18 protein-coding genes and 1 riboswitch are annotated in these 24,218 nt (G+C 55.8%); of the genes, 10 read left to right on the plus strand and 8 right to left on the minus strand.

Annotated elements, in window-relative coordinates:
* Nucleotides 1–13: 13 nt before the first annotated feature.
* The 7 genes from D7M11_RS30680 to D7M11_RS30710 form a co-directional block, all read right to left on the minus strand.
* Nucleotides 14–1,192, minus strand: a complete 1,179-nt coding sequence (locus D7M11_RS30680) for a KamA family radical SAM protein (protein WP_120751098.1) — start codon at nt 1,190–1,192, stop codon at nt 14–16.
* A 274-nt stretch (nt 1,193–1,466) separates the two neighbouring features.
* Nucleotides 1,467–1,614: riboswitch (cyclic di-AMP (ydaO/yuaA leader) on the minus strand.
* Between the two features lie 113 nt (nt 1,615–1,727).
* Nucleotides 1,728–2,540 carry a carbohydrate ABC transporter permease gene (locus D7M11_RS30685; protein WP_120751099.1) on the minus strand — a complete coding sequence of 271 codons (813 nt, stop codon included), beginning with the start codon at nt 2,538–2,540 and terminating at the stop codon, nt 1,728–1,730.
* A 36-nt stretch (nt 2,541–2,576) separates the two neighbouring features.
* The gene (locus tag D7M11_RS30690) at nt 2,577–3,461 is read right to left on the minus strand and encodes a carbohydrate ABC transporter permease (protein WP_420818453.1); all 885 of its coding nucleotides are present in this window, start codon (nt 3,459–3,461) and stop codon (nt 2,577–2,579) included.
* 115 nt (nt 3,462–3,576) lie between these two features.
* A complete protein-coding gene (locus tag D7M11_RS30695; protein ID WP_240041380.1) occupies nt 3,577–4,860 on the minus strand; it encodes an ABC transporter substrate-binding protein in 1,284 nt (427 codons plus the stop codon).
* Between the two features lie 151 nt (nt 4,861–5,011).
* Nucleotides 5,012–5,809: an HAD-IIA family hydrolase gene (locus D7M11_RS30700; RefSeq protein ID WP_240041381.1), complete on the minus strand. Its 798-nt coding sequence runs from the start codon at nt 5,807–5,809 to the stop codon at nt 5,012–5,014.
* Nucleotides 5,810–6,048: 239 nt separating this feature from the next.
* Nucleotides 6,049–10,251: a glycerophosphodiester phosphodiesterase family protein gene (locus tag D7M11_RS30705; RefSeq protein ID WP_240041382.1), complete on the minus strand. Its 4,203-nt coding sequence runs from the start codon at nt 10,249–10,251 to the stop codon at nt 6,049–6,051.
* 241 nt (nt 10,252–10,492) lie between these two features.
* Nucleotides 10,493–11,056 (minus strand): glycerol-3-phosphate responsive antiterminator, encoded by a 564-nt coding sequence (locus D7M11_RS30710; protein WP_240041383.1) that lies wholly within the window; start codon nt 11,054–11,056, stop codon nt 10,493–10,495.
* Between the two features lie 204 nt (nt 11,057–11,260).
* Between D7M11_RS30710 and D7M11_RS30715 the strand changes: the two genes are divergently transcribed.
* The 3 genes from D7M11_RS30715 to D7M11_RS30725 all read left to right on the plus strand — a co-directional run bounded on the left by D7M11_RS30715 (nt 11,261) and on the right by D7M11_RS30725 (nt 14,369).
* Nucleotides 11,261–11,920 (plus strand): futalosine hydrolase, encoded by a 660-nt coding sequence (locus D7M11_RS30715; RefSeq protein WP_120751103.1) that lies wholly within the window; start codon nt 11,261–11,263, stop codon nt 11,918–11,920.
* A complete protein-coding gene (locus D7M11_RS30720) occupies nt 11,917–12,756 on the plus strand; it encodes a 1,4-dihydroxy-6-naphtoate synthase (protein WP_120751104.1) in 840 nt (279 codons plus the stop codon). The genes D7M11_RS30715 and D7M11_RS30720 overlap by 4 nt, the downstream gene beginning before the upstream one ends.
* A 266-nt stretch (nt 12,757–13,022) precedes the next feature.
* A complete protein-coding gene (locus tag D7M11_RS30725; protein WP_120751105.1) occupies nt 13,023–14,369 on the plus strand; it encodes an ABC transporter substrate-binding protein in 1,347 nt (448 codons plus the stop codon).
* Nucleotides 14,370–14,501: 132 nt separating this feature from the next.
* On the opposite strand, the gene D7M11_RS30730 is transcribed toward D7M11_RS30725, so the two are convergent.
* Nucleotides 14,502–14,846, minus strand: a complete 345-nt coding sequence (locus tag D7M11_RS30730; protein ID WP_120751106.1) for a c-type cytochrome — start codon at nt 14,844–14,846, stop codon at nt 14,502–14,504.
* A gap of 184 nt (nt 14,847–15,030) precedes the next feature.
* On the opposite strand from D7M11_RS30730, the gene D7M11_RS30735 reads away from it, so the two are divergent.
* The 7 genes from D7M11_RS30735 (at nt 15,031) to D7M11_RS30765 (ending at nt 24,114) form a co-directional block, all read left to right on the plus strand.
* Nucleotides 15,031–15,783 carry a gluconate 2-dehydrogenase subunit 3 family protein gene (locus D7M11_RS30735; protein ID WP_120751107.1) on the plus strand — a complete coding sequence of 251 codons (753 nt, stop codon included), beginning with the start codon at nt 15,031–15,033 and terminating at the stop codon, nt 15,781–15,783.
* Nucleotides 15,784–15,827: 44 nt separating this feature from the next.
* Nucleotides 15,828–17,552 (plus strand): GMC family oxidoreductase, encoded by a 1,725-nt coding sequence (locus D7M11_RS30740; RefSeq protein ID WP_120751108.1) that lies wholly within the window; start codon nt 15,828–15,830, stop codon nt 17,550–17,552.
* 34 nt (nt 17,553–17,586) lie between these two features.
* Nucleotides 17,587–18,309, plus strand: a complete 723-nt coding sequence (gene tatC / locus D7M11_RS30745; RefSeq protein ID WP_120751109.1) for a twin-arginine translocase subunit TatC — start codon at nt 17,587–17,589, stop codon at nt 18,307–18,309.
* Between the two features lie 63 nt (nt 18,310–18,372).
* Nucleotides 18,373–18,573 (plus strand): twin-arginine translocase TatA/TatE family subunit, encoded by a 201-nt coding sequence (locus D7M11_RS30750; RefSeq protein ID WP_120751110.1) that lies wholly within the window; start codon nt 18,373–18,375, stop codon nt 18,571–18,573.
* A 246-nt stretch (nt 18,574–18,819) separates the two neighbouring features.
* Nucleotides 18,820–22,035 carry an alpha-mannosidase gene (locus D7M11_RS30755; RefSeq protein WP_120751111.1) on the plus strand — a complete coding sequence of 1,072 codons (3,216 nt, stop codon included), beginning with the start codon at nt 18,820–18,822 and terminating at the stop codon, nt 22,033–22,035.
* A 48-nt stretch (nt 22,036–22,083) separates the two neighbouring features.
* Nucleotides 22,084–23,163, plus strand: a complete 1,080-nt coding sequence (locus tag D7M11_RS30760) for a bifunctional heptose 7-phosphate kinase/heptose 1-phosphate adenyltransferase (RefSeq protein WP_120751112.1) — start codon at nt 22,084–22,086, stop codon at nt 23,161–23,163.
* A gap of 51 nt (nt 23,164–23,214) precedes the next feature.
* Nucleotides 23,215–24,114, plus strand: a complete 900-nt coding sequence (locus tag D7M11_RS30765; RefSeq protein ID WP_120751113.1) for a dihydrodipicolinate synthase family protein — start codon at nt 23,215–23,217, stop codon at nt 24,112–24,114.
* The last annotated feature ends 104 nt before the right edge of the window (nt 24,115–24,218 follow it).

Genomic DNA, 24,218 nt, shown 5'->3' on the forward strand with positions numbered 1-24,218 from the left:
AACTTCAGGGGAATTATCCGCCGATCGACCGTTTGCGCTGCCGGGGCATATCCGGCATCTCGTTGACGGACACGACTTCGGCCGTTTTTTTGTTCGGCTTTACCCACAGCTTCTCGCTGCCAGGCAAATCGTCGAACCAGGCGGCATCCTCCGGGCAGTCCAGCACCATAAACTTGCCGTATTCCCCGTCGCGCGATTGATGGTATTTCAAGTAGGCTTTGCCGTCTTCGATCGCCAGTATTTCGATTTTGCCCGACGTATGGCTCATCGACAGCCGAATCCGCTTGCCGAGCCCGGATGTGCGCGATTTCGCCATCTCGACGACCCGGTACGCCTCCTCCAGCGATAATACGAAATCGCGGTTGCCGGCGACGGGGCGGTTGATGAAGAAGTAATAGGGCGTAACGCCCGCCCACGACAGCCGGTCGAGCAGCTCGCCGAGCACGGCCGGATCGTCGTTGATGCCCTTCAGGACGGGCGTCTGGTTAACGACGATGGCGCCGGCGTCATGCAGCGCTTCGAAGCCGCGCTTCGCTTCCGGGGTGATTTCGCGCGGGTGGTTAATATGCGCCATTACGTAAATGCGCCGCTCGGCGTCGGAAAATTCGCGGATGGCGGCAAGGAGCTCCTTGTCCTCGTAGATGCGCATCGGGTTAAACACAGGGAGCTTCGAGCCGAGCCGTATTATTTTCACATGATCCATAGCACGCAGCCGCTCGAATATCGATCGCAGCTTGGGAGTTGCCAGAATAAGGCTGTCGCCGCCGGTCAGCAGCACATTGTTAATTTCCGGATGTTTCGCGATATAGGTGAGTCCCGGTTCCACGTCGGACATCGCTTCCTTCACGTCGTTGCGGAACAGGCGCTTGCGGAAGCAGTAGCGGCAGTAAGCGCCGCATACTTCCGAGACGATCAAGAGAGCGGTCGTCTTGTACTTGTGCTGACAGCCGGGAACGACATAATTCGTGTCCTCGTCCGACGCATCCCAGCGCCCGTATTCCATCAGCTCGCCTTCGTTCGGAATGACCAGCTTGCGGATCGGATCATGAGGATCGTCCCAATCGATCAGGTTTAAGTAATAATCGTTGACCCGAAAGACGAATTTCTCCGTTATCGCCTTGAGCTTCTCCCTTTCCTTCTCCGGTATACGGCTGATCTTTCCAATATCCGTAATGTACTTTGGCTGAGGCATGCGCATTCCTCCCGTATCGTGTTATTGGATCTATGTGATCCCCGGACCAGCCGAACCGATCTAAGCGGTTACGGCCGAGTCAGGGGGTAAAGCGTTATTCCTCCCGCAAGCCAGAATGATTTATATCCATTTACAAAATATCCATTTAAAGGATATCGAGACAAAACGAAAAGACCCGGATCAAAGGAAAAAATCCTCTGAAAACAGGGTCTGTGGATATCGCATAAGAACGCAAAAAGACCCTGTCACGGGTCATAACGACGAAAAAATGACGAATTGACCCATCTGCTGCTGACGAGGTTAGCTGACGGACTCGGGAAAGATGGTTCCCTACGGCGATCCGTAGATCGCGCGACTCGCCCCAAAAACTTGGTTCCCCCGCTTTCCGATCCATACAATCGGAAATTAAGCGTATTGCCAGTATAAATGAACGTCGTTTGCTTAGTCAAGTAATTATTTCCTGTTTCCGCTATCGGAAACCGAATATGGGCGAAGAAAAGCGGCGGACAGTTCCGGCCGCTTTGAGAAAATGAAGTCATTTGATTCCGGAATGGATAAAGCTGTTCATGAACTGCCGCTGAAATAGGATGAACGCGACCGTCAGCGGCACGATAACGAGCAGCGTAGCTGCGCTCACTTCCGTCCATTGCGCGCCGATTTCGAACGACTGGGCGAAGATAGCCAGACCTACTGTCAGCGGACGGTTTTCTACAGAATTGGTAACGATAAGTGGCCATAGGAAATTATTCCATTGGTAGCAGACGGATACGAGACCGAAAGCGATGTAGGACGGACGGGCAAGCGGAAAGTAGATGTTCCATAATATTTGCCACTTGGAATACCCTTCGACGCAAGCGGCTTCGTCGAGTTCCCTCGGGATGGTCTTAAACATTTGCCGCAGCAGGAATATGCCGAACGCCGACGCGAAATAAGGCATCATGATGCCAAGCTTCGTGTCTAGCAGAGATAGCTCCTTGAGGATGCTGTAATTGGGGAAGATGAGTACGTCCGGCGGTATCATGATTTGGACGAGAAACAGCAGAAACAGGACGTTTTTGGCGCGAAACTCCACGCGGGCGAACGCGAACGCAGCCATCGTTGCGGTGAGGATCTGGGCGGCGAGCACGCCGACGACGATCAAAATCGTATTGACGTAATATTGCGCGAACGGCGCAGCCGCCCATACGGCAGCGAAATTGTCGAGCGTAAAATCGAGCGAGAACGATGACGACAGCGCGACCTGCTTAGGCCGGAAGGCCGTAACCGCCACCCAAAGCAGCGGGATAAGCCATAGCGCGGCGAGCGCCAGAAGCAGCAACCGGCCCAGCTTCAACTTTTTAAACCGCATATGATGTCCTTTCCTTTCCGTCTCACGGGCTAACGGTCAATTGTAATGGATTTTTTTATCGAGTCCGAAGAAATTGAGCGCCGCGAACAGCAGCAAAACCGCGATCATCACCACGGTCAGCGTGGAGGCCATCCCTTGATCCCAAAAGCCGAAAGCCGTTTCGTAAATGTAATACAGGAGTAGATTGCTCGAGTTGTTCGGTCCGCCTTTCGTCATGACGAGCAGGTGGTCGACCAGCTTGAATGAATTCGTCAGCGCGACGATCGATACGAACAGCGTAGTCGGCATAAGCAGGGGAAACGTAATCTTGCGAAACACCGTCCATCGGCCGACGCCGTCCACTTGCGCCGATTCGTACAGATCGGGAGATATGTTCTGCAGACCGGCCAAATAAAAGATCATGAAATAGCCGGCTTCCTTCCAGATCATCATCGCGATCATCGCCCACATGACGTAGTCCGGAGAGCCCAGCCAATGGATCTCGCCCATGCCGAGACTCGTCATCGCTCTACTCAGCAAGCCGTACTTGGGCGTATAAATGAATAGCCAGATGTTGGCTACCGCAATCATCGGAATCATCGTCGGGTAAAAAAACGCCGTCCGCATCAAACTCGTCCCGCGCATCGCTTTATTGGCGAAAATGGCCATCAGCATGGCAAGCGCCATCGATGTCGGTACGGTGCCGAGCGCAAAAAACAAGTTGTTGGTCATGACCTTGGCAAACACTTCGTCAGCGAACAGGGCGGAGTAATTGCCAAGTCCGACGAAGATCGGCTCGGGCGAGGCCAAATCGGCCTGGTAAAAGCTGAGCCGGATCGTCTTCGCAATCGGATAAAACGTAAACAGGAGCAGGAAAAGCAGGGAGGGCAGAAGCAGCAGCCAGGCAAAAGCGTCCGTTTTCCAGCGTGAAATCGATTTGATGCCCAAAAGGGAACCTCCTAAATCGTCTTGAACTAGAGAATAAAGGGGAGTCCCGCTGCAGCGCGTCCGGTTTACTTTCACCGCAGCGGTCTCCCCGGAAACCGGCAAGCCTTCGTTACTTATTAAAAGCCGCGAGCGCCTTGTCGGCTTCTTCCTGCGCTTTTTTAAGAGCTTCGGCCGGGGATGCGCCGCCTGTTAGCACCGCCTGAACTTGATCGCTGATCGCTTTCGTCACTTTTCCGTTGTTATGGGTGGACAGCTCGGCCGCGGCATATTGAAGCTGATCGCGGGCGACGAGCGCCTGCGGGAAGTCGGCGGCGTACTTTTTCATCCGCTCGGTTTCATAAGCCGATTTTTTGACCGCCACATAGCCGGTATCGATGCTCCACTGCGCGGCACGCTCGGCTTCCGTCATGAATTTGACAAATTGCCAAGCCGCTTCCTGCTTTTTCTTTTCGATGTCTTTGAAAATATAAAAGTTGCCGCCGCCGGTCGGGCTGCCGAAGCTTTTGTTTTTGGGCAGAAAACCGACGCCGAAATCGAATTTGGCGTTTTTCTTCACGTTGGACAAGTTGCCGGTCGTATGGTACATCATCGCCGTCTTCCCTTCAAGGAAGTCGGAAGGAACGGTTCCCCATTCGGTTACGCCTTGCGGCATCACTTTGTCCTTCATCGCCAGATCGGACCAATATTGCAGCCCTTCGACATTTTCCGGCGTATCGAACATTACTTTTTTGCCGTCCTGAGTCATCAAGTTTTTGCCGTTTTGCAGGGCGAACGTTTGCAGCATCCAGTAGGCGAAGCCGGAGACGGGTATTTCCAGTCCCCAAGTGCCGTCTTTGGTCAGCTTTTTCGCATGATCGCGCAGCTCCGCCCACGTTTGCGGCGCTTTCTCCGGATCGAGTCCGGCGGCTTTAAACATTTGCTTGTTGTAATACAAAACAATCGTGCTGCGCTGGAACGGAATGCTGTATGTTTTGCCGCCGGTTTGCGAGTTGGCCATGAATGCCGGATAGAAGTCGGACAAATAGCTGTCGCCGCCTTCTTTGGCGATGAACTCGTCAAGCGGAATAATCGCGTTCATATCCATCAGGCTGAACAACTCGGTCGAGAGCAGAACCGCTACATCGGGAGGAGTTTTGCTCTGTACGCCCGCCTGCGTCTTGACGGTCGTATCCGCATAGCTGCCCGTGTAAACGGGCTTGACGGTAATATTGGGATGAAGCTTCGTAAATTCCTTGGCCATGCCTTCAATTGTCTCGGTCAAAGGTCCGCCGACGGCGATCGGGTAATAAAAAGTCAGTTCGACTTTGTCTCCGCCTTTGGCGGACGATTCCGCAGCGGCTCCCGTTTGCGGAGCGGTCGAGCCGTTCGCGGCCGGTTTGGCGCAAGCCGCCATCGTAGTTAAGCATAAAGCGGTGCATATCAGTTTTGCCGAGAAGGAACGCATGTGAAAGTCTCCTTTTAACCGTTTATTTGTTTACTGTACCTGACTCGTGTAAAGCGGCGATAACGGCAATGTGAAGCGGCGGTTAATTCGATAGCCTTTCTCATAAAGCCCGGGCAAGTTCGACGAAGCGCTCCATGGAATGCCAAACGTAGTCCGGTCGGATGGGGGACAGCTCGGCTTCGCGCTTCGTGGTGACGCCCGTCATTACAAGGGCGGTGCGCATGCCGCCGGTATGCCCGAATAAAATATCGGTTTCCAGCCTGTCGCCGATCATGAGGCAATGCTCGCCGCGAAGCCCGCACCACTCCAGAACTTTCGAGGCGTAAAACTGCGAAGGCTTGCCGACGATAGCGGACGGGGCTACGCCGCTGGCCGCTTCGATCGCTTTCACCATCGCCCAAGTATCGGGTATGATGTCGCCGGCGACCGGGCAATTCGGGTCCGGGTTGGCCGCGATCAGTTCCGCCCCTCCGCGGACGGCTTTCATCGCCCGATGCAGCTTGGCGTAGTCGAATTTCATATCCATGCCTACGAGCACGTGCGTCGTTTGCTCCGGACGGGTAGTCATGCGGACCCCCTGCTCGTCCAGCTCGCTGGCTAAAGCCGGTTCCCCGACGACAAGTACCGTCGGATCAGGCTGTTGTTCGCGCATATAAACAGCTGCGGCGAAGGCGGCCGTTACGATTTCATCCAGCCGGGCTTGCAAACCGAGCTTTTGCAGGCGGATTTGGCATTCCCGGCGAGTTCGTATAGTCGTGTTGCTTAAGAAAAGAATTTTTTTTCCTTTCGTCCGCAATAGGTCAATCGTCTCTTTGACGCCGGGAAGCAGTCGGTCCCCCAGGAACACTGTTCCGTCCAAATCAAAAAAATAACCGTCATAGCTGACTACATCCGGCAAGTCGCGTGCAGCTCCTTTCTTCCGAAAACGTAAATAACCCTTTATCCACCGGAGTAGGCGCGTGCCCCAAATAAGCATGAAGCCGCTGCCTTCCGATGAATAAAGGGTATTCTCCTCGTCTCGTACCCTGACATATGCAATTGTATTGTTACGAGATTTACTATACCGGCCGATTGTTACGATAGGATTAAACCGGAATGAAGAAAATGTAAACGAGAACGAAACGTCTCTCAGTCGTTTTAGTTATCGTTGCCGTTGCCATTGCCATAGCCGTTGCCGACTACCTTGATCGAAATCGGCTGCGTGTACAGATCGTACCGGTTGGCGTCGTCGATTACAGTCGTATACCGGAGCATGATATGCGCCGTCCCCGGATTTTTCGGCGTAATTTTGTTGCCTTCGGTTTCGAACAGCTCTTCGCCGTCCAGCCAGACGATGTCCGGCGTAACCGTCAATTTCGTTCGTTTGAACGTTTCCGCGGTTGCCGTTAGCGTCACGCTTTTGTTTTTGGGCAAGACGTATTCGTCTTTTTCCGCCTTGAGCGAAGCGTTCCAATCGGCTGCATAGTAGGCGTAGTCGGTCGTGATGCCGAACGCGCCGCGGAGGAAGAAGGACGTGAAATCGGCTTTGTTGTTGATCGTCCAAGGCGAAATGACGATGCCGCGATGCTTCGCCGCCTCCATATAGTTTTGTCCCATGTTGTAGTAGCCGGCGTTATAGGTGACGTTTTGGCTTTGAATCGTCCGGAGCGTATCTCGCAGCGATTTGTTAACGTTTTTGTCCGTATCGGAGCCGGGGCTGCCGACCAGCAGGCCGAGCGGAACTTCCGGCATTTTCTCGGCGAACCGCTTCAATTGCGCCGCATCGAACGACATGATGTTGACCAGGTCTTCGGCTTTTTTCTCTTTAATTAAGTCCACGATAACGTCGACGGCTCTCGGCGTGCTCGTTTTGATTTCCGCATATACCATAATGCCTTTTTCCCGCGCCAGATCAAGCTGCTCGTCGAAAGTCGGTACTTTGACGTCGGGGAAGCCGTTGGGATACGGTTTGTTCGCGTTGAGTTTTTTGATCTCGTCGAGCGTGAAGCTTTCGACCGGGCCGGAGCCGTTCGTCGTATTTTGCAGCACCGAGTCATGGATGATGACGATGCGGTCGTCCTTCGTCACGTACATATCGTTCTCGATGAAATCCGCGCCGTTCTCGTAAGCCATCAGGTTGCTCTCGATCGTGTTCTCGGGCGATTTGGAAGGCATGCCCCGGTGACCGATCACGAAAGGCTTGCGGACGAGCGTCGTCGTATTGGAATACAGCTTCAGGGCATCCAGCGCGACCGCCGGCGAATCCGTTACGATCCCGTTCGTTCCCGCCGTAATCAGCTTATGGATGGCGACGTTTTTGTCTTTTGCCTTGGCCGTTTCCTTCGTCCAAACGACGATTGCGCGCTGCTGCAGGTAAGAGACGTTTTCGGGCGTAGCCGCCGATTCGGGCAATATGGCGATTTTGGCCGCGCCGGTCGTCGTCTCCCGGCGAATATCGAGCAGGTTCGCCTTCGTTACGGGCTTGTTGCTGTAATCAAGTATGCCTCGAAGCATCGGATGAATAGCGCGTGCCCGCTTGATCAATTCCCCTTTGTCGGCGACGACGAAGGCGTCTTCGATGCCTTTCGCCAGCAAATACTGAGCCAGCTTATCGGCCGCCAGTTCGCTTTTTACGTAGAAGGCGGGGATGGTACTCGTTCCGATCGAATCGAATGCCGATTGCACCGTTCCGATCGTTTTTTTGCCGGCCGGCTCGGTAATGTTCAGATCGTCGTTCACGTGCAATATGACGGTTGCGGGAAGCTGCTGCCCGGTCAAGCCGGCAAGCTGGCTTGCGCTGCGGAGCTCGGTTACGACGGACGGCGCCATCGAGATTTTCGTCTCCGGCTCGTAAACGTTCACGAACCTGTCGGCCGGCATCGGCGGCAGCGGAGTTTGCTGCAAGGTGACGCGGATATTGTCCGCCCTCATTTTGCTGCCGTTTGACTGCAAGCCGATAGGGCCCTTGACGTATGCCCCAGCCGCGTCGGTATCGATGACGAGTTTGTCTCCGATCCATTCTTGTACGCGATTGCCGTGTGCTACTACCGTGTAGTGGTACATTTTCGAAGCATCGATCGGTTCGCTATAAGGCCCTTTATCGATAACGTTCCAGCCGTTCGCCGGCGTTCTTTCCGCGAATTCGACGCCGTTCGCTACGGTAGCGTCTTTGCGGACAGCCATCTGGTAGTAAGGGTAGTCGTTATTTTGGATCCGGTACATGATCGAGTGCCATCTTGCATTGTCGTTTGCGGCCAGATGAGTCACGTCGGCTTCGATTTTATAATCGCCGAATAGTCCCAAATAATCGGGCAAGAGCACGCGTGATGGGTTATCCGGAGAAGCGGTCGCCGCTATTTCAAAAGCGCCGGATCGAACTGCGGCGGCACCCGGCGAAGTTCCTTCCTTTCGAGTCCATCCTTTCGGCAGCGAGCCTTCGGCAACAGAGTCGAAGTTCTCCTCATACAGCACATATTCGGCGTCTCCCGGGTTTTTCGCAACGACAAGCAGTGTCGCAGACGCATTATCGACCTTGGCGGTTACGGTATGGACGCCTTTTTGCATAACGTTCATTTTGCCGTTTGCGATTGTGACGGCTCCGCTGTCCGCGCTCCACGTCAACTTGTCGCCTGCGATCGTACCCGTTGTGAAATCGCTCCGTTCCGTCCGGAATGTGATGGAGCTCAAATCGACCGGAGTCCCTGCCTCAGCCAGCGCATATCCTTTCTCATGTTCAAGCTTAAGCACTTTGGCTCCCGTTGACGAAGGTGTAACAGCGACGGTGCGTGAAGATTCCGCATTGGCAAATACAGCCTTGATTGACGCACTGCCCGGCTTGATCGGATAAAGCTGGTTGCCGATCACTTTCAAGACGCTCTCGTCCGACGAGTACAGCTTGATCCGGTCCGCCGCGGCAGGCTCCGTGATTCCGTCGGAATAGTAGACGCTGGCCGTCACGCCGATCGGTCCGGTCAACGCCTCGAGTGAAAAAGGGACATTCAAGTCGAGCCGGTCGGCTGTAATCCGGGTCACTTTCAAGTTGTCGAACGACAGCTTGCTTTGATCGCCCTGGAATCCGATTTTGCCGCGCTCCAGCAAATCTTTGGGGAAGCTTTTGTCCGTCAGAAGCGTATAAGCCGGGTCGTTTTTCGCCTTGATGTATTCTTTCACGTTATTGTCGAACACGCGTACTTTCATCGTATAATCGGCGTTTAAGGCGAGCGGGCGCCATTCGCCGCTCGTCATGACGGACCAGTTGTTGTCCGGCTTCCGGTACGCGACTTCATAAGTGCCTCTTTGCCGAATGGCCATCTGATTGTACGGATTTTTTCCGTCAGCCGCCCCGCGGAATAGGAGGGACGCCCATCTGCCGGAATCGAGCACATCATCGAAGCGCACATCCGCTTCGATCGTGTAATTGTCCCATTGGACCGGTGCGGTGGCGCGGGCTTGCTTGCCCGCCGCTTTGCCGTCGAACGCCAATCTGCCGTTGCCGTACGTGTCTTTGACGACGGTGAACGGATTGCTGCCGGCATTAACGTCGGATATCCAGCCGAACGGCAGCGTCCCGCTCGGAATACCGTCGAAGTTTTGTTCCAGAAGCACCGGATTCGTCGGACCCGGAGCCGGGTTACCCTCGTTTAGAACGAGCGTTCCGTATCCGGCCGTATTGTTCCAAAACGACGTTTCATTATAAGCGCTCCAGAAGCTGGACCGCTGCTTGGCGGGATCGGCACCGTACCGGTCCGTAACCCCGATTTCGAAGCCGAACTGTTTTTTGAGGTTCGGGTCGAAGCCCAGCATGTCCCATGGAATGGCAGCCTCGAGCGACCATCCGGTGTCCGTCTTCCGGATCGATCTTAATATATTTTTCTCGTCCTTGCCGCTATGATTGTTCAGCGCCGCTCCGAAATGAAATTCGGGAGTTGCCGTATCCGGCTTGTATACGAAACCGGCTTGCATGTCGTTAATCGCAAATGGAGCAGATTGATGCTGCGCAGGATCGAAAAACAGATTGATATTGTCCTGGTCAAACCAATACCCCGAACCGTCATGGATCGGCGTATTGTCTTCCACCTTCACGCCGACGTACAAATACTGGTTATCCCAAAGCAGTCCGAACTTGGACGGCTGGAAGGGACCCGTTCCGATTTCGGCGTTGAGCGGCTGGTCGATAGTCCAGACGGAGTCGTCCAGCATGCCGTCGATAACCGGCGCATTCAGCGTTTTCCTTACCTCAAGCGATTTCCGGCCGGCTTCCGCAGCGGTTGCCTGCGGGGAAAACGGATGTGCAGGCAGCAGACCGCCGAAGATGGAGGCGGTCACAATCAGGGACAGCAGCTTCGCAGTTTTTTTCATCATACCCATCCTTCCGTTGATGGACCGGCCAAGCGGCAAAAAAACGACAAAAAACCCTTTTACGCATCGACAAAGGAAGCGGCGCGCCGCTATCATGGCCCTTCCGTCACTCAATGCATAAAAGGGTATTCTCCTCGTCTCGTACCCTCGGCTATTCGGTTGCCCATCTCAAGGTACACTTTAACGATCATTTGTTATGCCCGCATCAACGGGGGATAAAGGAATTGTAAACAAGGGGTCGGCTTTAACTCCATAACCGCCGGTCGCCCATCGATACGGCTGCCGCTCCCGCCTGCAGCGCCGTTTCGATCTCGGCCTGCGTCTTGATCAGCCCTCCCGCGATGACGGGCGTCGGGATGCTGTCGCGCAGCTCGGTAATGACCCGCGAAAGCAGACCGGGCATAATCTCGATGGCATCGGGTTCGCTTTGCCTTATATTGTGGATGCCTTGATCGAGTGCCGAGGTGTCAATGATAAATAGTCTTTGGATGGCGAGCAATCCGTTTTTTTTCGCATGTTTTACAAAATGGCTTTTCGTGGAAATGATACCCGTCGGTTTTACCCGTTCCGCGATATATTTGATCACGATCGGATCGCCGCCCAGTCCTGCGATGAAATCGACATGCAGAAATACTTTTTTGCCTGCCCGTTTCGCTTCCGATACGTATTGGTCGGCAGTAAACAGATCGCCGATCAGCAAAAACACGACCGGCCATTCGATGCTTAAAGCCGCTCGCAGATCTTCCGGCTTGCGTACGGCGGCAATTCTTTTGTTTGGTCCCCAGTAGTGCTGCAGATCCTGCGTCAAAAGCCGATTCCTCCTTCATTAAGGACGTACTTGGGTCGGTGTCCCGTTATCCAGCATACTGGACGATTGTTAGCGGAGTATTAACAAAGCGGCATGGGCATACAAAGCCGGTACGGTTACTTGCGGGAGCAAAGCTTTCTCTTGGCGGCATAATCATTTAATATGGTAGATAGAATCGTTTTTCTTCCAGAAGGGAAATTAGTTATGGGAAACATACAAGTAAAAAAAGTGCTCGTCATGACGGCCGTTGAAGTCGAGCGCGCTGCGGTACTCCGCGGGCTGGGAGGCGACGGCCGATTTGAGGTCCGGCTTGCGGACGTCGGACCGGCGTCCGCGGCAGCGAATACGGCGTTGGCGCTTGCGGTCGGCGATTACGACCTTGTCATAAGCGCCGGTATCGGCGGCGGCTTTGCCGAAGTAGCGGGTATCGGCTCGCTGGTGCTTGCCAGCGAAATGATTGCGGCCGATTTGGGCGCCGAATCGGCGGAAGGTTTTATAAGCGTAGACGAGCTAGGCTTCGGTTCTGCGAGGATACCGGCCGACCATGCAATAGCTGCAAGCTGGTGCGAGGCGCTGCTTGCCGCCGGGCAGCGGGCATGCGTCGGTCCTGTGTTGACCGTCTGCACCGCGACGGGGAGCGCAGCTTCCGCATCCGCACTGGCGGCACGAGTGAAGGGAGCGGCGGCCGAAGGGATGGAAGGGTTTGGCGTAGCGACGGCGGCCAAGCTGCGCAATGTTCCCGCGCTTGAAATTCGCGCCATATCGAATGCGGTAGGTCCTCGCGACCGTGCCGCCTGGCGCATTCCGGAAGCTTTGCAATCGCTGGAAAAGGCTTTTAGCGTATTAACGGAGGTGCTTTCATGAAGATCGCTTATTCCCCTTGTCCGAACGATACGTTTGTCTTCCACGCCTGGGCGCACGGGCTTGTCGCAGGCGCGCCGGAGCTGGAAGTGACTTATGCCGATATCGATATTACGAACGGCCTGGCGGCGAGCGGCTCCGGCCCGGACGTGCTGAAAATCTCGTACGCGGCGCTCCCGTGGGTGCTGTCCGATTACAGGCTGCTGCCTTGCGGCGGCGCGCTCGGACGAGGCTGCGGCCCGCTCGTGCTGACGGCAAGCGCAGATGCTGCCGCTGCCGGTCCGGCTGTTCTGTCCGGCCGTCGTGTAGCCGTTCCGAGTGAACGTTCCACCGCATACCTGCTGTTCCGGCTGTGGGCGGCCCGGAACGTTCCGGGAGGCGTGGGCGAGATCGTCGTGATGCCGTTCCACGAAATTATGCCGGCCGTTCGCGACGGACGGATCGATGCCGGGCTTGTGATCCACGAAGCCCGGTTCACGTACCCGAACTACGGGCTGACGATGCTGGCGGATATGGGAAGCTGGTGGGAGGAAGATACGGGACTGCCGATTCCTCTTGGCGCGATCATCGCCCGCCGGACGCTCGATACGGACTCGATTGCGGGATGGATTCGCCGCTCGGTCGAGTACGCCTGGGCGAACCCGGAGGCGTCGCGGGACTATGTGCTGCGCTACGCCCAGGAGATGGATGCGAGCGTGGCGCAAGCCCATATTGACCTGTACGTGAACGAATTTACGGCGGATCTGGGCGAGAGCGGGTACGCTGCGGTGGAGGCGCTGCTTGTCAGGGCAGCGGAGGAAGGTCTCGTTCCTGCGTTAGATCCGGCAAGGCTGAGATAATCAAGGCTGGCACGAAAACTTGAAAACTTGTAAGGAAGGCTCCTTGGAGCTGCCAAACGCAGCCTGGGGAGCCTTTAAACGGTTCAGAAGTTGAACACACACCCGGCGTCCATCCGTGCGGATCAGGCGAAGGTGATCTTTTTACGCCGGACAACTTTCAGCATGAAATTACTAAGTTTTGCAATCAAACTCCCTATACCCTGAAAGCGAATACAACTTATACTTGCAATGTTAGCAAATATTAAAGTCATGGGGGAATCATTGCGATGAAGAAAAAAACGACGTATACGCTAGCGCTTTTATCCGCGATAACAGTTGCTTTGACCGCGTGCGGCGGGGGCGGAGGCAGTACGGCCAGCCCCGGTACGGACAACAAAACGGACGGGAAAGCGGTTCAGCAAACGCCGGACACGCAAAAACCGGCTGAGCTTTCCATTTATTTAGGCTCGATGACCAAAAAAGAGCTGGATGAGGTGTACGCTCCGCTCATCAAGGAAAAGTTCCCGAATTATACCTTGATCGGCGTGGAGTCGTCCAATAAAATAGGGGATTTGCTGGCTGCGGGCAATGTGCCGGACATTATCGTCGGCACGAAAGGGACCATCCCGTTATCGCTTCAGGAATTCGGAATCGATCAGGACATTAGCGACCTGGTCAAAACGAGCAAATTCGATCTCTCCCGTATCGAGCCGGCCTATTTGGACCAGATGAAATATTACACGAACGGGAAAATCATCGGCATTCCGATTAACGGTCCGGCGTTCGCGCTCCATTACAATAAAACGCTGTTCGACAAGTTCGGCGTCGCGTATCCGAAAGATGGCATGACGTGGGACGATACGTATGAAATCGCTAAGAAGCTGACCAGAAACGAAGGCGGCATTCAATACCGCGGCTACAGCGAGCGCTGGCATCAGATGTTTATGGAGTTCAACCAGTTTTCGCTCCCGTATCTCGATGCGAAGGAAGACAAGGCGGCGGTCAACACCGATCAGTGGAAAACGCTTATTAACGGCTTTGTCCGCTTCTACAAGCTTCCGGGGCTCAAGTTCGACAGCAAGACCGGCTATACGGAAGAGGATCTCAAGGTGTTCGCGACGGGGACGTCGGGCATGCAAATATTCGGCCAGCCGGATCAGTTCAAGACGTTCGACTGGGATATCGTCTCCGTTCCTACCTTTAAGGAAAAGCCGAACGGCAATCTGTGGGGAAGCGCGCGGTTCTTCTTTATAACGAATACGAGCAAAAACAAAGAAGCGGCGATGAACGTCAGCGCATTTATTACGTCGGACGAGGCGCAACTCAAGCTGTCGCGCAAAGGTTACGCGCCATCGCTTGCGAAAATTTCCGACGAAATGAAGACGGTGTTTCAACAAGACGGCCTCAACTACAAAGGCAAACACGTCACCTCGTTTTTCTACAACAAGCCTGCCTCCGAGCCGCCGGCAAGAGCGCCGGGACTCGTCAATTTCACGAAGGCGCAGGCGATCATGATTGCCGAGGTACAAAAAATGTTTACCGACGGCATAGAGGTAGACGTCAATACGGCGCTGCGAAACGCCGAGGAATTGATCAATAAAGGCATAGCGGAGCAAAAGGCGACGAAAAAGTAAGCGCCGCATAGCGAACAGCTGCAAGGACTGTCCCGGACGAGGCTATTAGGCCCGGGGCGGTCCTTTTTGCCGTTGCCGCGCTCAAACAAAACAAGCAGCCAGAGCAGGCTGCTTGTTTTTTGAGCAAAGCTCTTACTTTTTGGCGGCGAGCCAGTCGGAGACGGCGCTGATGTCGCTTTCCGACAGCTTGCTTTTGAAGTTCGGCATTGCGCCTTTGCCGTTCGTAATAATGCCGGCGATCTGATCTTTGGAATATTTGGAGCCGATCGCCGACAGCTTCGGCCCGCCGCCGCCCTCCAGGTTGACGCCGTGACAGCTTGTGCAGTTTTGCTTGACGATTGCTTGCGCGTCCGCGGTCGTTGCCGTACCGCCGCCGGCTGTGCCTCCCTGGTTCGTTTCCGGGGTTTTGCTTTTTCCGCAGGCGGAAAGGGCGAGCGCGAGCAGAACGGCCGACCCGATAATCGCAGTTTTTCGCATGTGAGTTTCCCTCCAAGAAGACGGTTGTTTAGATGGAATGCCCCTAGCATGCCCGCAGCCTCCATTTTCATTCGCTTTTTTTGCAGATGAAGCCGGTTTGCATAATTTGTTAATCGGTTGCCAAGCCTAATGGAAGCCAGACCAAGTTTTAGCTGTATAAACTACAACCGAGGAGCAGCGACTTATGACAGATCAGCACTCAGAGCAGCGGCAAACCAACTCCCGGCGCAAGTTTCTGAAATATTCCGGAGCGGCCATCGGCGGAGCGGTTATAACGGGCGTCATCGCGGGTTGTACGACCAAAGGCAACAATACGGCTACGCCGCCTCCGGCGGAGACGAAGCCCGTCCAAAACTTCAACGAAGCGACCATGTTTTTCAATCAGGAGCAGCTGCAAATTACGGAAGCGGCAGCCGAACGCATTTTTCCGAAAGATGACCTCGGCCCGGGAGCGGCAGAGCTTGGAGTCGCCTTTTATATCGACCACCAGCTCGCCGGACAGTTCGGCAATAACGTCCGGGAATACCGGATGGGGCCGTTTGGTCCCAGCGAAGCGACGCAAGGGGATTACCAGAGCATTCCGCGTCACGCCGTGTTCACGATGGGCTTGCAGGCGATTCAGGACGAGAGCCAGAAGAAGCATCAGAAAGGGTTCGCGGAACTGACCGACGAGGAGAAGGACACCATCCTCACCTCTCTCCAGAAGGGCGAAATTCAAGTTGTAACCGGAGTTACCGGCCAATCGTTCTTCAACCTTTTGCGCAGCATGACGATTGAAGGCGCTTATTGCGATCCCGTATACGGGGGCAATAAAAATATGATGGGCTGGAAAATGCGCCAATATCCGGGCAATCAAATGAGCTACACGGACATTATGGAGAAAGACGAATTTATCGTGATGGAGCCGCGCAGCCTGCACGATCATTTCGCCCACTGAAAGCAGCGTTACACATATTATTTACATAGGAAGCGGGGATTGGAATGGCAACGAAATTGCCGAAGGTACCGGTCGTCATCGTCGGAGTGGGATGGTCCGGTGGTATTATTGCCGCAGAGCTGGCGAAGCAGGGTATCAAGGTGGTCGGCCTGGAGCGCGGTAAGCCGCGCAGCATGAAAGATTACTATATGGTGCACGATGAGCTTCGGTATGCCCAGCGTCTGGAGCTTATGCAGGATTTGTCGAGAGAAACGGTGACGTTCCGCAATACGGAAAAAATGACGGCGCGTCCGATGCGCCAGCACGGCTCGTTCTTGCTCGGAGAAGGACTCGGCGGCGCCAGCGTACACTGGAACGGACAGCTGCCCCGTTTCCTTCCGTACGATTTTCAGATTTACAGCAAAACCGTCGAACGGTACGGCAAAAGTAAAATACCCGAAGGGATGACGATCCAAGACTGGGGCATCACCTACGACGAGATCGAGCCGTACTACGACAAGTTTGAAAAGATGGCCGGCATATCCGGAGGCGATCAGCCGCTCGAGCTGATGGGCAAACGCTCCAGCCCGTACCCGACCAAGCCCATGCTCAAGACGCCGGCGATGAAATTGTTCGAAGATGCGACGAAAAAGCTGGGCTACCATCCTTATGTGGCTCCTTCCGCAAACTTATCGGAGCAGTATACGAATCCGGACGGCATCACGAGGGCCGCCTGTCAATATTGCGGCTATTGCGAACGGTTCGGCTGCGAATACGGCGCGAAGGCCGATGCGGTCGTAACGGTGCTGCCGGTTGCCGAAAAGACCGGAAACTTCGAGCTTAGAAGCTATTCCAATGTGGTGAAGGTGCTGAACGACGGCAAAAAAGCAAGCGGTGTCGTTTACGTCAATACGCTGACGGGTGACGAGTTTGAACAGCCTGCCGATGTGGTCATACTGGCCAGCTATTTGTTCAATAACGTCAGGCTGCTGCTTACTTCAAAGCTCGGAACTCCTTATGATCCGGCCACCGGCAAAGGAGTGATCGGACGTAACTATGCTTATCAGGTTCAAGGCGGGTCCACGACCGCATTTTTCGAAGAGAAGCAATTCAATACGTATGCGGGCGCCGGCGCACTCGGTATGGAAATTCCGGATTTCAACGGAGACAACTTCGACCACGCGAATTTGCAGTTTATTCATGGCGCGGGCGTTCGCCTGTTCCAGACAGGGCAGCGCCCGATCGGCAACAATACGGTTCCAGCCGGCACGCCGGCATGGGGCAAAGAGTTCAAGCAAGCCTCCATCAAATATGCTTACAGGACGCTGACCGTCGCGTCCCAAGGCTCCAACATGCCGTACAAGCATCACTACTTGGATCTCGACCCGACGTACAAGGATGCTAACGGGATGCCGCTCATGCGTATTACGTTTGATTTCGAGGAGCAGGATCGGCAGATGGTGAAATTTATCGCCGGAAAAACACAAGAAATCGCCAAAGCAATGGGCGCGTCCTCCATAGGGTCGAGCGATCAGCTCAATCCGTACAATATCGTGCCCTACCAATCGACCCACAACACGGGCGGGGCTTGCATGGGAGCCGATCCTTCTACGTCAGCGGTCAATTCGTACCTGCAAATGTGGGATGCGGAAAATGTTTTTGTCGTCGGAGCTTCGGCATTTAACCACAATAGCGGCTACAATCCGACGGGCGTGGTAGGCGCTCTCTCCTACCGGACAGCGGAAGGCGTAGCCAAATATTTGAAGCAGGGCAGCGGGCTGGTCGTCTGATCGGCCCCGGCTTTGCAGCTAAGGCGGAATGAGGATGGATCAGGAAGAGTTGGTTTTTCATTTGACCGAGGTGCGCAAACGGCTTCTGGTCGTGTTCGCGGCGTTTTTCGCGACGTTATGCCTCGGGCTGTACGTATCGCCGAAGCTGCTGCTGCTGCTCAAAAACCAGCCGGCGGCGGCAAGCATCGAATGGAATGTGTTCGCGTTTACCGACGGGCTGTTCATTTATATGAAGTGCGCCCTGCTGGTAGCCGTCCTGTTTACGCTTCCCGTTCTGCTGTACCAGATATGGGCGTTCGTCCGGCCTGGACTTACGGAGGAGGAGGCGAAGGGAACGCTGGCGTACGTGCCGGTGTCGTTCGCGCTGTTTCTTGCAGGGGCGTCATTCAGCTACTTCGTCGTGTTCCCGATGATGCTCGGGTTCATGGAGAAAATGAACCGCACGATCGGGGCCGTCGAAACGTACGGGATCGATAAATATTTCTCGTTTCTGTTCAGCGTCGTGTTCCCGATGGCGATCGCCTTCGAGCTTCCCGTCGTGCTGCTGTTTCTGACGAAGATCGGTCTGCTCACGCCGGGGAGGCTCAAGGCGGCGCGCAAATTCGCTTACCTCGGCCTCGCGATTGTCGGCTCGTGCATCTCGCCGCCCGATTTCGTTTCGCATCTATCGGTCACGATTCCGCTTATCGTGCTGTTCGAGATCAGCGTCATCGTCTCGTCGCGCCAGTGGAGCCGGATGGAGCAGCGCGTCTCTTAGGGCGTGTTTACAAACGCGCTCTAGCTCCCATACTCATACAAGATCAGAAAGGAAGTGGCACACATGTTCAATAATATCGGGATTTCCGGGCTGATTATCATTCTGGCAATCGCGCTCGTCATCTTCGGGCCGGCCAAGCTGCCCCAGCTCGGCCGGGCATTCGGAGACACGCTTCGCGAGTTCCGCAATTCAACCCGCGGCATCGCGGACGACGCCGATCCGGCGGATACGAATAACGCGCAGGAAGTAAAGCGTTTGTCGTAAGGCGCTCGCAGATTGTCAGGAACGAGAAAGGATCTCGCTTCCACCACCGGTGGAGGATGAGATCCTTTTTTTCTGAATCAATCCTTGCATAGAAAAACTCTTTACAAAATCGTTAATTATCTTTATGATTAAATTAATTAATAAAAAGTTCGCAGCAGCAGTCGCAGTCGCATTCGCTTCTCGCCGAAGGTCATTTCAAGGTCATTCGCGCCGCGCTGCCAAACCCGTACACGCAGGAGGGGCCTCATGCTCTTAACTTTCGAAAAGCTATGGAAACGCATCGTACAATTGGAGAAATATCGCTATATCGATTACCGTGAGCTGCCTTCCTACCGATTCTGGGTCGACAAGGAAGCCGAGATTGGGGCAATGCCTCCCGCCGAGGCCGAGTGGGGGACGATTAGCGTAGGCGACCGCTGGCGCGGCTATGACTTGACGGCCTGGCTCAGCGCAAGCGCAGTCATTCCGGCGGAATGGTCGGGACGGAAAGTCGTCGGCTTGTTCGACTTCGGGAAAACCGGAGCGGGCCACAATTCCGGCTTCGAATCGCTGCTGTACGTAAACGGCGCGCCGTATCAGGGCGTAGGCAGCAATCATAAGGAAGTGTTTTTCCCGGAAACGCTTGTTGGTGAGCAGGTGGAGCTGCTGTTCAAAATATGGACCGGGCTGAACGGGGAGGAAGGCACGAAAACGGAGCTGGAGCATCAGCTCTCGATGTCCGGGCTTGCCGTGCTGGAAACCGAGGCGGACGATTTGTATTACACGGCGTTCGCGGTCTGGCATACGATCAAGGTGCTTGGCGACAACAGCTGGGAGAAACAGGCGCTTCTGAAAGCGCTTGACCGGTCGATCATGCTGATCAACTGGCGGGTTCCGGGGGACGAGGCGTTTTATGCCAGCGTGCGCGAGGCGAACGCAAAGCTGAAGGAGGAGCTGGAAGCGATTCCGAAATTCCAGCCGCTCACGGTGCGCTGCATCGGGCACACGCATATCGATGTGGCCTGGCTGTGGCGGCTGAGACATACGCGGGAGAAGGCGGCCCGCTCGTTTTCCACCGTCCTGCGCCTGATGGAGCAGTTCCCGGATTATGTGTTTCTGCAAACGATGCCGCAATTGTACGAATATATCGAGCGCGACTATCCGGACATTTTTGCCGGCATTCAGGAGCGCGTCAAGGAAGGACGCTGGGAAGCCGGCGGCGCGATGTGGCTGGAATCGGACTGCAACATTCCGTCTGGCGAATCGCTCGTCCGCCAGCTGTTGTACGGCATGCGCTATTTCGAGAACAAATTCGGCGTCTCGTGCGACTATTTATGGCTGCCCGACGTGTTCGGCTACAGCTGGGCGCTTCCGCAAATTTTGCAAAAGAGCGGCCTGCGCTACTTCATGACGACGAAGATCAGTTGGAACGTTTACAACCGGTTCCCGCACGACACCTTTGTATGGCGGGGAATCGACGGGACGGAAGTGCTCACCCATTATATTACGACGCCCGATCCGGATCTCGCGGACAGCCCGTTCACCCGGTTCTACACGTACAACGGCCAAGTCGTTCCGGCGACGCTGGCGGGGATCTGGAACAACTACCGCGACAAGGAAATCAACGACTCCGAGCTGCTGCTCTCGTACGGCTGGGGAGACGGCGGCGGCGGCCCGACCCGGACGATGCTGGAGCTGCGCAGACGGCTGGAGGATATGCCGGGGCTGCCGAAGGCGACGACCGGCCGTGCCGACGAGTTTTTCCGCAGTCTGGAGCAGACGGTGTCGAGCACCGACCGTTACGTGCACCGCTGGGACGGCGAGCTTTATTTGGAGCTTCATCGGGGCACCTACACGTCGCAGGGTTATGTGAAGCTGATGAACCGGCGGATGGAGTTTCTGCTGCGCGATGCGGAGATCGTCTCCAGCTTCGCCGCTCCGCTGGCGGGCTTCGCCTCCTATCCGGCGTTTGCGCTGTACGAGAGCTGGAAAATTGTGCTGCGCAACCAGTTCCACGATATTTTGCCGGGCTCTTCGATTACGGCCGTTTACGACGATTGCCGCATCGAATACGCGGAAGCGAAGCAGCTTGCGGACGAAGCGCTCGCGGGCGGACTCGGAAAGCTCGCCTCGTTTGCGGCTGCGGACGGACGTCCGGGCTGGATGCTGTACAACACGCTGACGTGGGCGCGGAGCGAGCTGGTTCATCTGCCGTGGGAAGACCGCTTTGCGGGCAAACGCTGGGTGGACGGGGCCGGCAGACCGGTTTCGGCCGAGCGCATTAGCGGATCGGCGGACGGAGATTACCTCCAGCTGTATGTGACGGATATTCCGCCGATGGGCTACACGACTGTGTATATGGAGCAGGAGAGCGAGCCGGCTTCGCCTGCCGGTGCGGTTATCGTATGCGGAGAGCGTTCGGCTTCCACTCCGTTTTACGAGATCGAGTGGAACGAAGCCGGGCAGCTGACGCGACTGTTCGACAAGCGGTCCGGCCGCGAAGTTATCGCCGAAGGCGAGACGGCGAACCGTTTCGACGTTCACGAAGACAAACCGGTCAATCACGACAACTGGGAGATCGATATTTTCTATTACGACAAAGTGCGGCAGGTTACCGACATCCGTTCCATCGAGGTGATCGAGAACGGACCGCAGCGCGCCGTGATCCAGTTTGCCTGGAAGTACGGCAGCACGTCGATCCGCCAGGATATGATCCTTTACGTGCACAATCCGCGCATCGATTTCTCCACCTGGGTCGATTGGCAGGAGCGGGAGACGCTGCTTAAGGTCGCCTTCCCGGTGCAAGTGCGGGCGACGGCGGCGACGTACGAAATCCAGTTCGGGCATGTGCAGCGGCCGACGCACTGGAATACGAGCTGGGACTTCGCCCGCTTCGAAACCTGCGCGCACAAATGGGTCGATCTGTCCGAACGAGGCTTCGGCGTCAGCCTTATGAACGACTGCAAGTACGGCCACGACATCCGCGACAACGTCATGCGCATCACGCTGCTGAAGTCGTCGAACAAGCCGGACCCGGAATGCGACAAGGGCGAGCATGTCTTTACATACGCTTTGCTGCCGCATGACGGCGACTGGTTCGCCGCAGGCACCGTGCAGCAGGCGTACCGTCTGAACGTGCCGGTCGTTATCGGCGCACTGCCTGAGGGCGGCGCAGCGGATTCGTCCGCATCCGCAGGAACGCTTCCCGCGCTGCTCAGCCTGATCGGTGTAGAGAGCGATCACATAATGATCGATACGGTCAAGAAGGCAGAGGATTCGGACGAATGGATCGTACGCTGCTACGAATATGCGGGCAAGCGGGACGAGGCCGGCTTCCGCTTCCACTATCGCCTCGGCAAGGTGGAAGAGGTCAATCTGGCCGAACGTGAAGCGGCAGCGATGGCTTTCGAAGAGCACGGCTTCCGGGCTTATTTCAAACCGTTCGAACTGAAGACGTTCCGCATTGCCTTAGCCGGCACATAAAGCTCATGAACAGATTCGCGCCATAAGGGTGGGAAGGGAGACAGTTGTATGGAAGAGGAAATTTTCGGTTTATCTTCCGTTCCACAATATACCGGATTGACACGGGAAAGAGTAGCCGGCATTTTGAAAGGGATATCCAAGGTAAAAGCCGGGGTAATCGGGGACGCTTGCCTTGACGTGTACTGGCATGTCGATATGACGATCAGCGAGCTGTCCCGCGAGACGCCCCATTACAACTTGCCGGTCATCCGCGAAACGTTCGGCCCGGGTGCGGCGGGCAACGTAGCGAGCAATTTTCGCTCTATCGGCTGCCAGGAAGTAAGCATCTGCTCGATCGTCGGGGACGACTGGAGATGGACGCTGCTGAAAGATTCGCTGAAGCAGCGCGGCATTAACGATTCGTATACGTTGTCCGAAAAAGGCCGGGTCACTCCGGCCTACTGCAAAACGATACTGCGCGGCTTACAGGATGCGGAGCAGGAGGCGCCGCGTATCGATTTCATCAATCTCGACGCCCCGTTTGACGCGATGCAGCGCAAACTCATTGGCGAGCTGGACAAAATGGCCGAGAACGTCGATATTATCAGCGTGACGGATCAGCTCAAATCGGGCGTGGTCGGCGATCTGCTGCGGGAACGCCTGAAATACTGGGCGTCCCGGGGCAAGCGGATCGTCGTCGATAGCCGGGAAAATATAGGCAAGTACAAAAACGTCATCGTGAAGCCGAACGAAATCGAGGTGCTTCGCTGGTGCTACGGCAGCCTGAAGTACCATCCGTCTTCGGAGAGCGAAATTATGAAGGCCGGCAAGCAGCTTGCGAGGGTCGTCGAGTCGCCTTGCTGCGTCACGCTTGGCGACAAAGGGGCGCTCTGGCTGGAGCAGGATGAAGTGACGTACGTGCCGACGGCTCCCGTCAAGCCGCCGATCGATATCGTGGGTGCGGGCGATACGTTCTCCGCAGCGCTGTTGTCCGCGCTTGCCACCGGCTGCAGCGGTCCGGAGGCCGCCGCCTTCGCGCACCTCGCCGCCGCGGTGTCCGTCCGCAAGCTGGGCGGCGTCGGCGCGGCAACGCCGCAAGAAATTTTGCAGCGCTTCGACGAAACGGTCAAGCTGCAAAAAACGCACTGAGCCAAGCCGGTTCAGCCCGGAGGAGTCCAACCAGAAACGGGAGTGGATAGCATGTCAATCGCATTTTCGAAATTTCGCGGCGTTTACGCGCTGCTGATGACCCCGTTCAAAATGAGTAAAGAGATCGATTGGGATAGCTACGACCGGTACGTCGACTGGCAGCTGTCGAAAAGCCCGAACGGCTTGTTCGCCGTATGCGGCAGCAGCGAAATGGAGCTGCTTACGCTGGAGGAGCGGCTGGCGCTCGCCGGGCGTGCCGCCGCAAGAGCGGGCGGCACCCCGGTGCTGGCGACGGCGAACGTAGATAGCGATCCGTCGAAGCACAAGGAAGAATTGCAGCGGATGGCCGAGACGGGCGTATCCGGTCTCGTGCTTATTCCGCCGGGCGCCATGGGCCAAGATCAGAACAAGCTGGCGGAATATATCGCAGGGCTTGCGGAGCTGTCGCCGCTGCCCGTATTCCTCTACGAATGCCCGCTCGCCTCGCCGCGCCATATCGATCCCGACGTGTATGGGACGCTGGCGGCGAAAAACGGGATAGCCGGCATCAAAGATACGACCTGCACGCCGGAAGGGATACAGGCGAAAATTGTAAGCGCTCCCGAAAGTCTTGTATTCCAGGCGAATATGTCGTTTTTGCGGGAGTCGGTTCGTGCGGGGGCGCAGGGGATTATGGCGACTACCGGTTCGGCGGCGGTTGATGTGCTGGCGGCGTATTGGCGCTCGGAGCAGGATGGCGATGAGGCGGCCGCGGAGGCGTGGCACGAGATGCTCGTCTTTTTGGATGGCGTGCTCGGCAAAGGCTATCCGGCAACCGCCAAACATTTGGCCTCGCTTCGCGGAGCCGCGATGGAAACCGTCACGCGCAAAAGCAAGGGCATGAACGAATCGGCGGCAAAAGGCGTAGCCGTCTGGCTTCGGGCGGCCGAGCGGATGCTGAGCCGCGGCTGAGGCGAAAAATTTACAATCGTTTAACATGCAACTTTGTTCTTGTTGATCTATAATTTTAATCATTAAGAAAATTGGTTTTACACCGCTTCTGAAGTTCGGGTTTT

It is taken from the genome of Paenibacillus ginsengarvi (genome assembly GCF_003626695.1).
GTDB classification, from domain to species: domain Bacteria; phylum Bacillota; class Bacilli; order Paenibacillales; family NBRC-103111; genus Paenibacillus_AB; species Paenibacillus_AB ginsengarvi.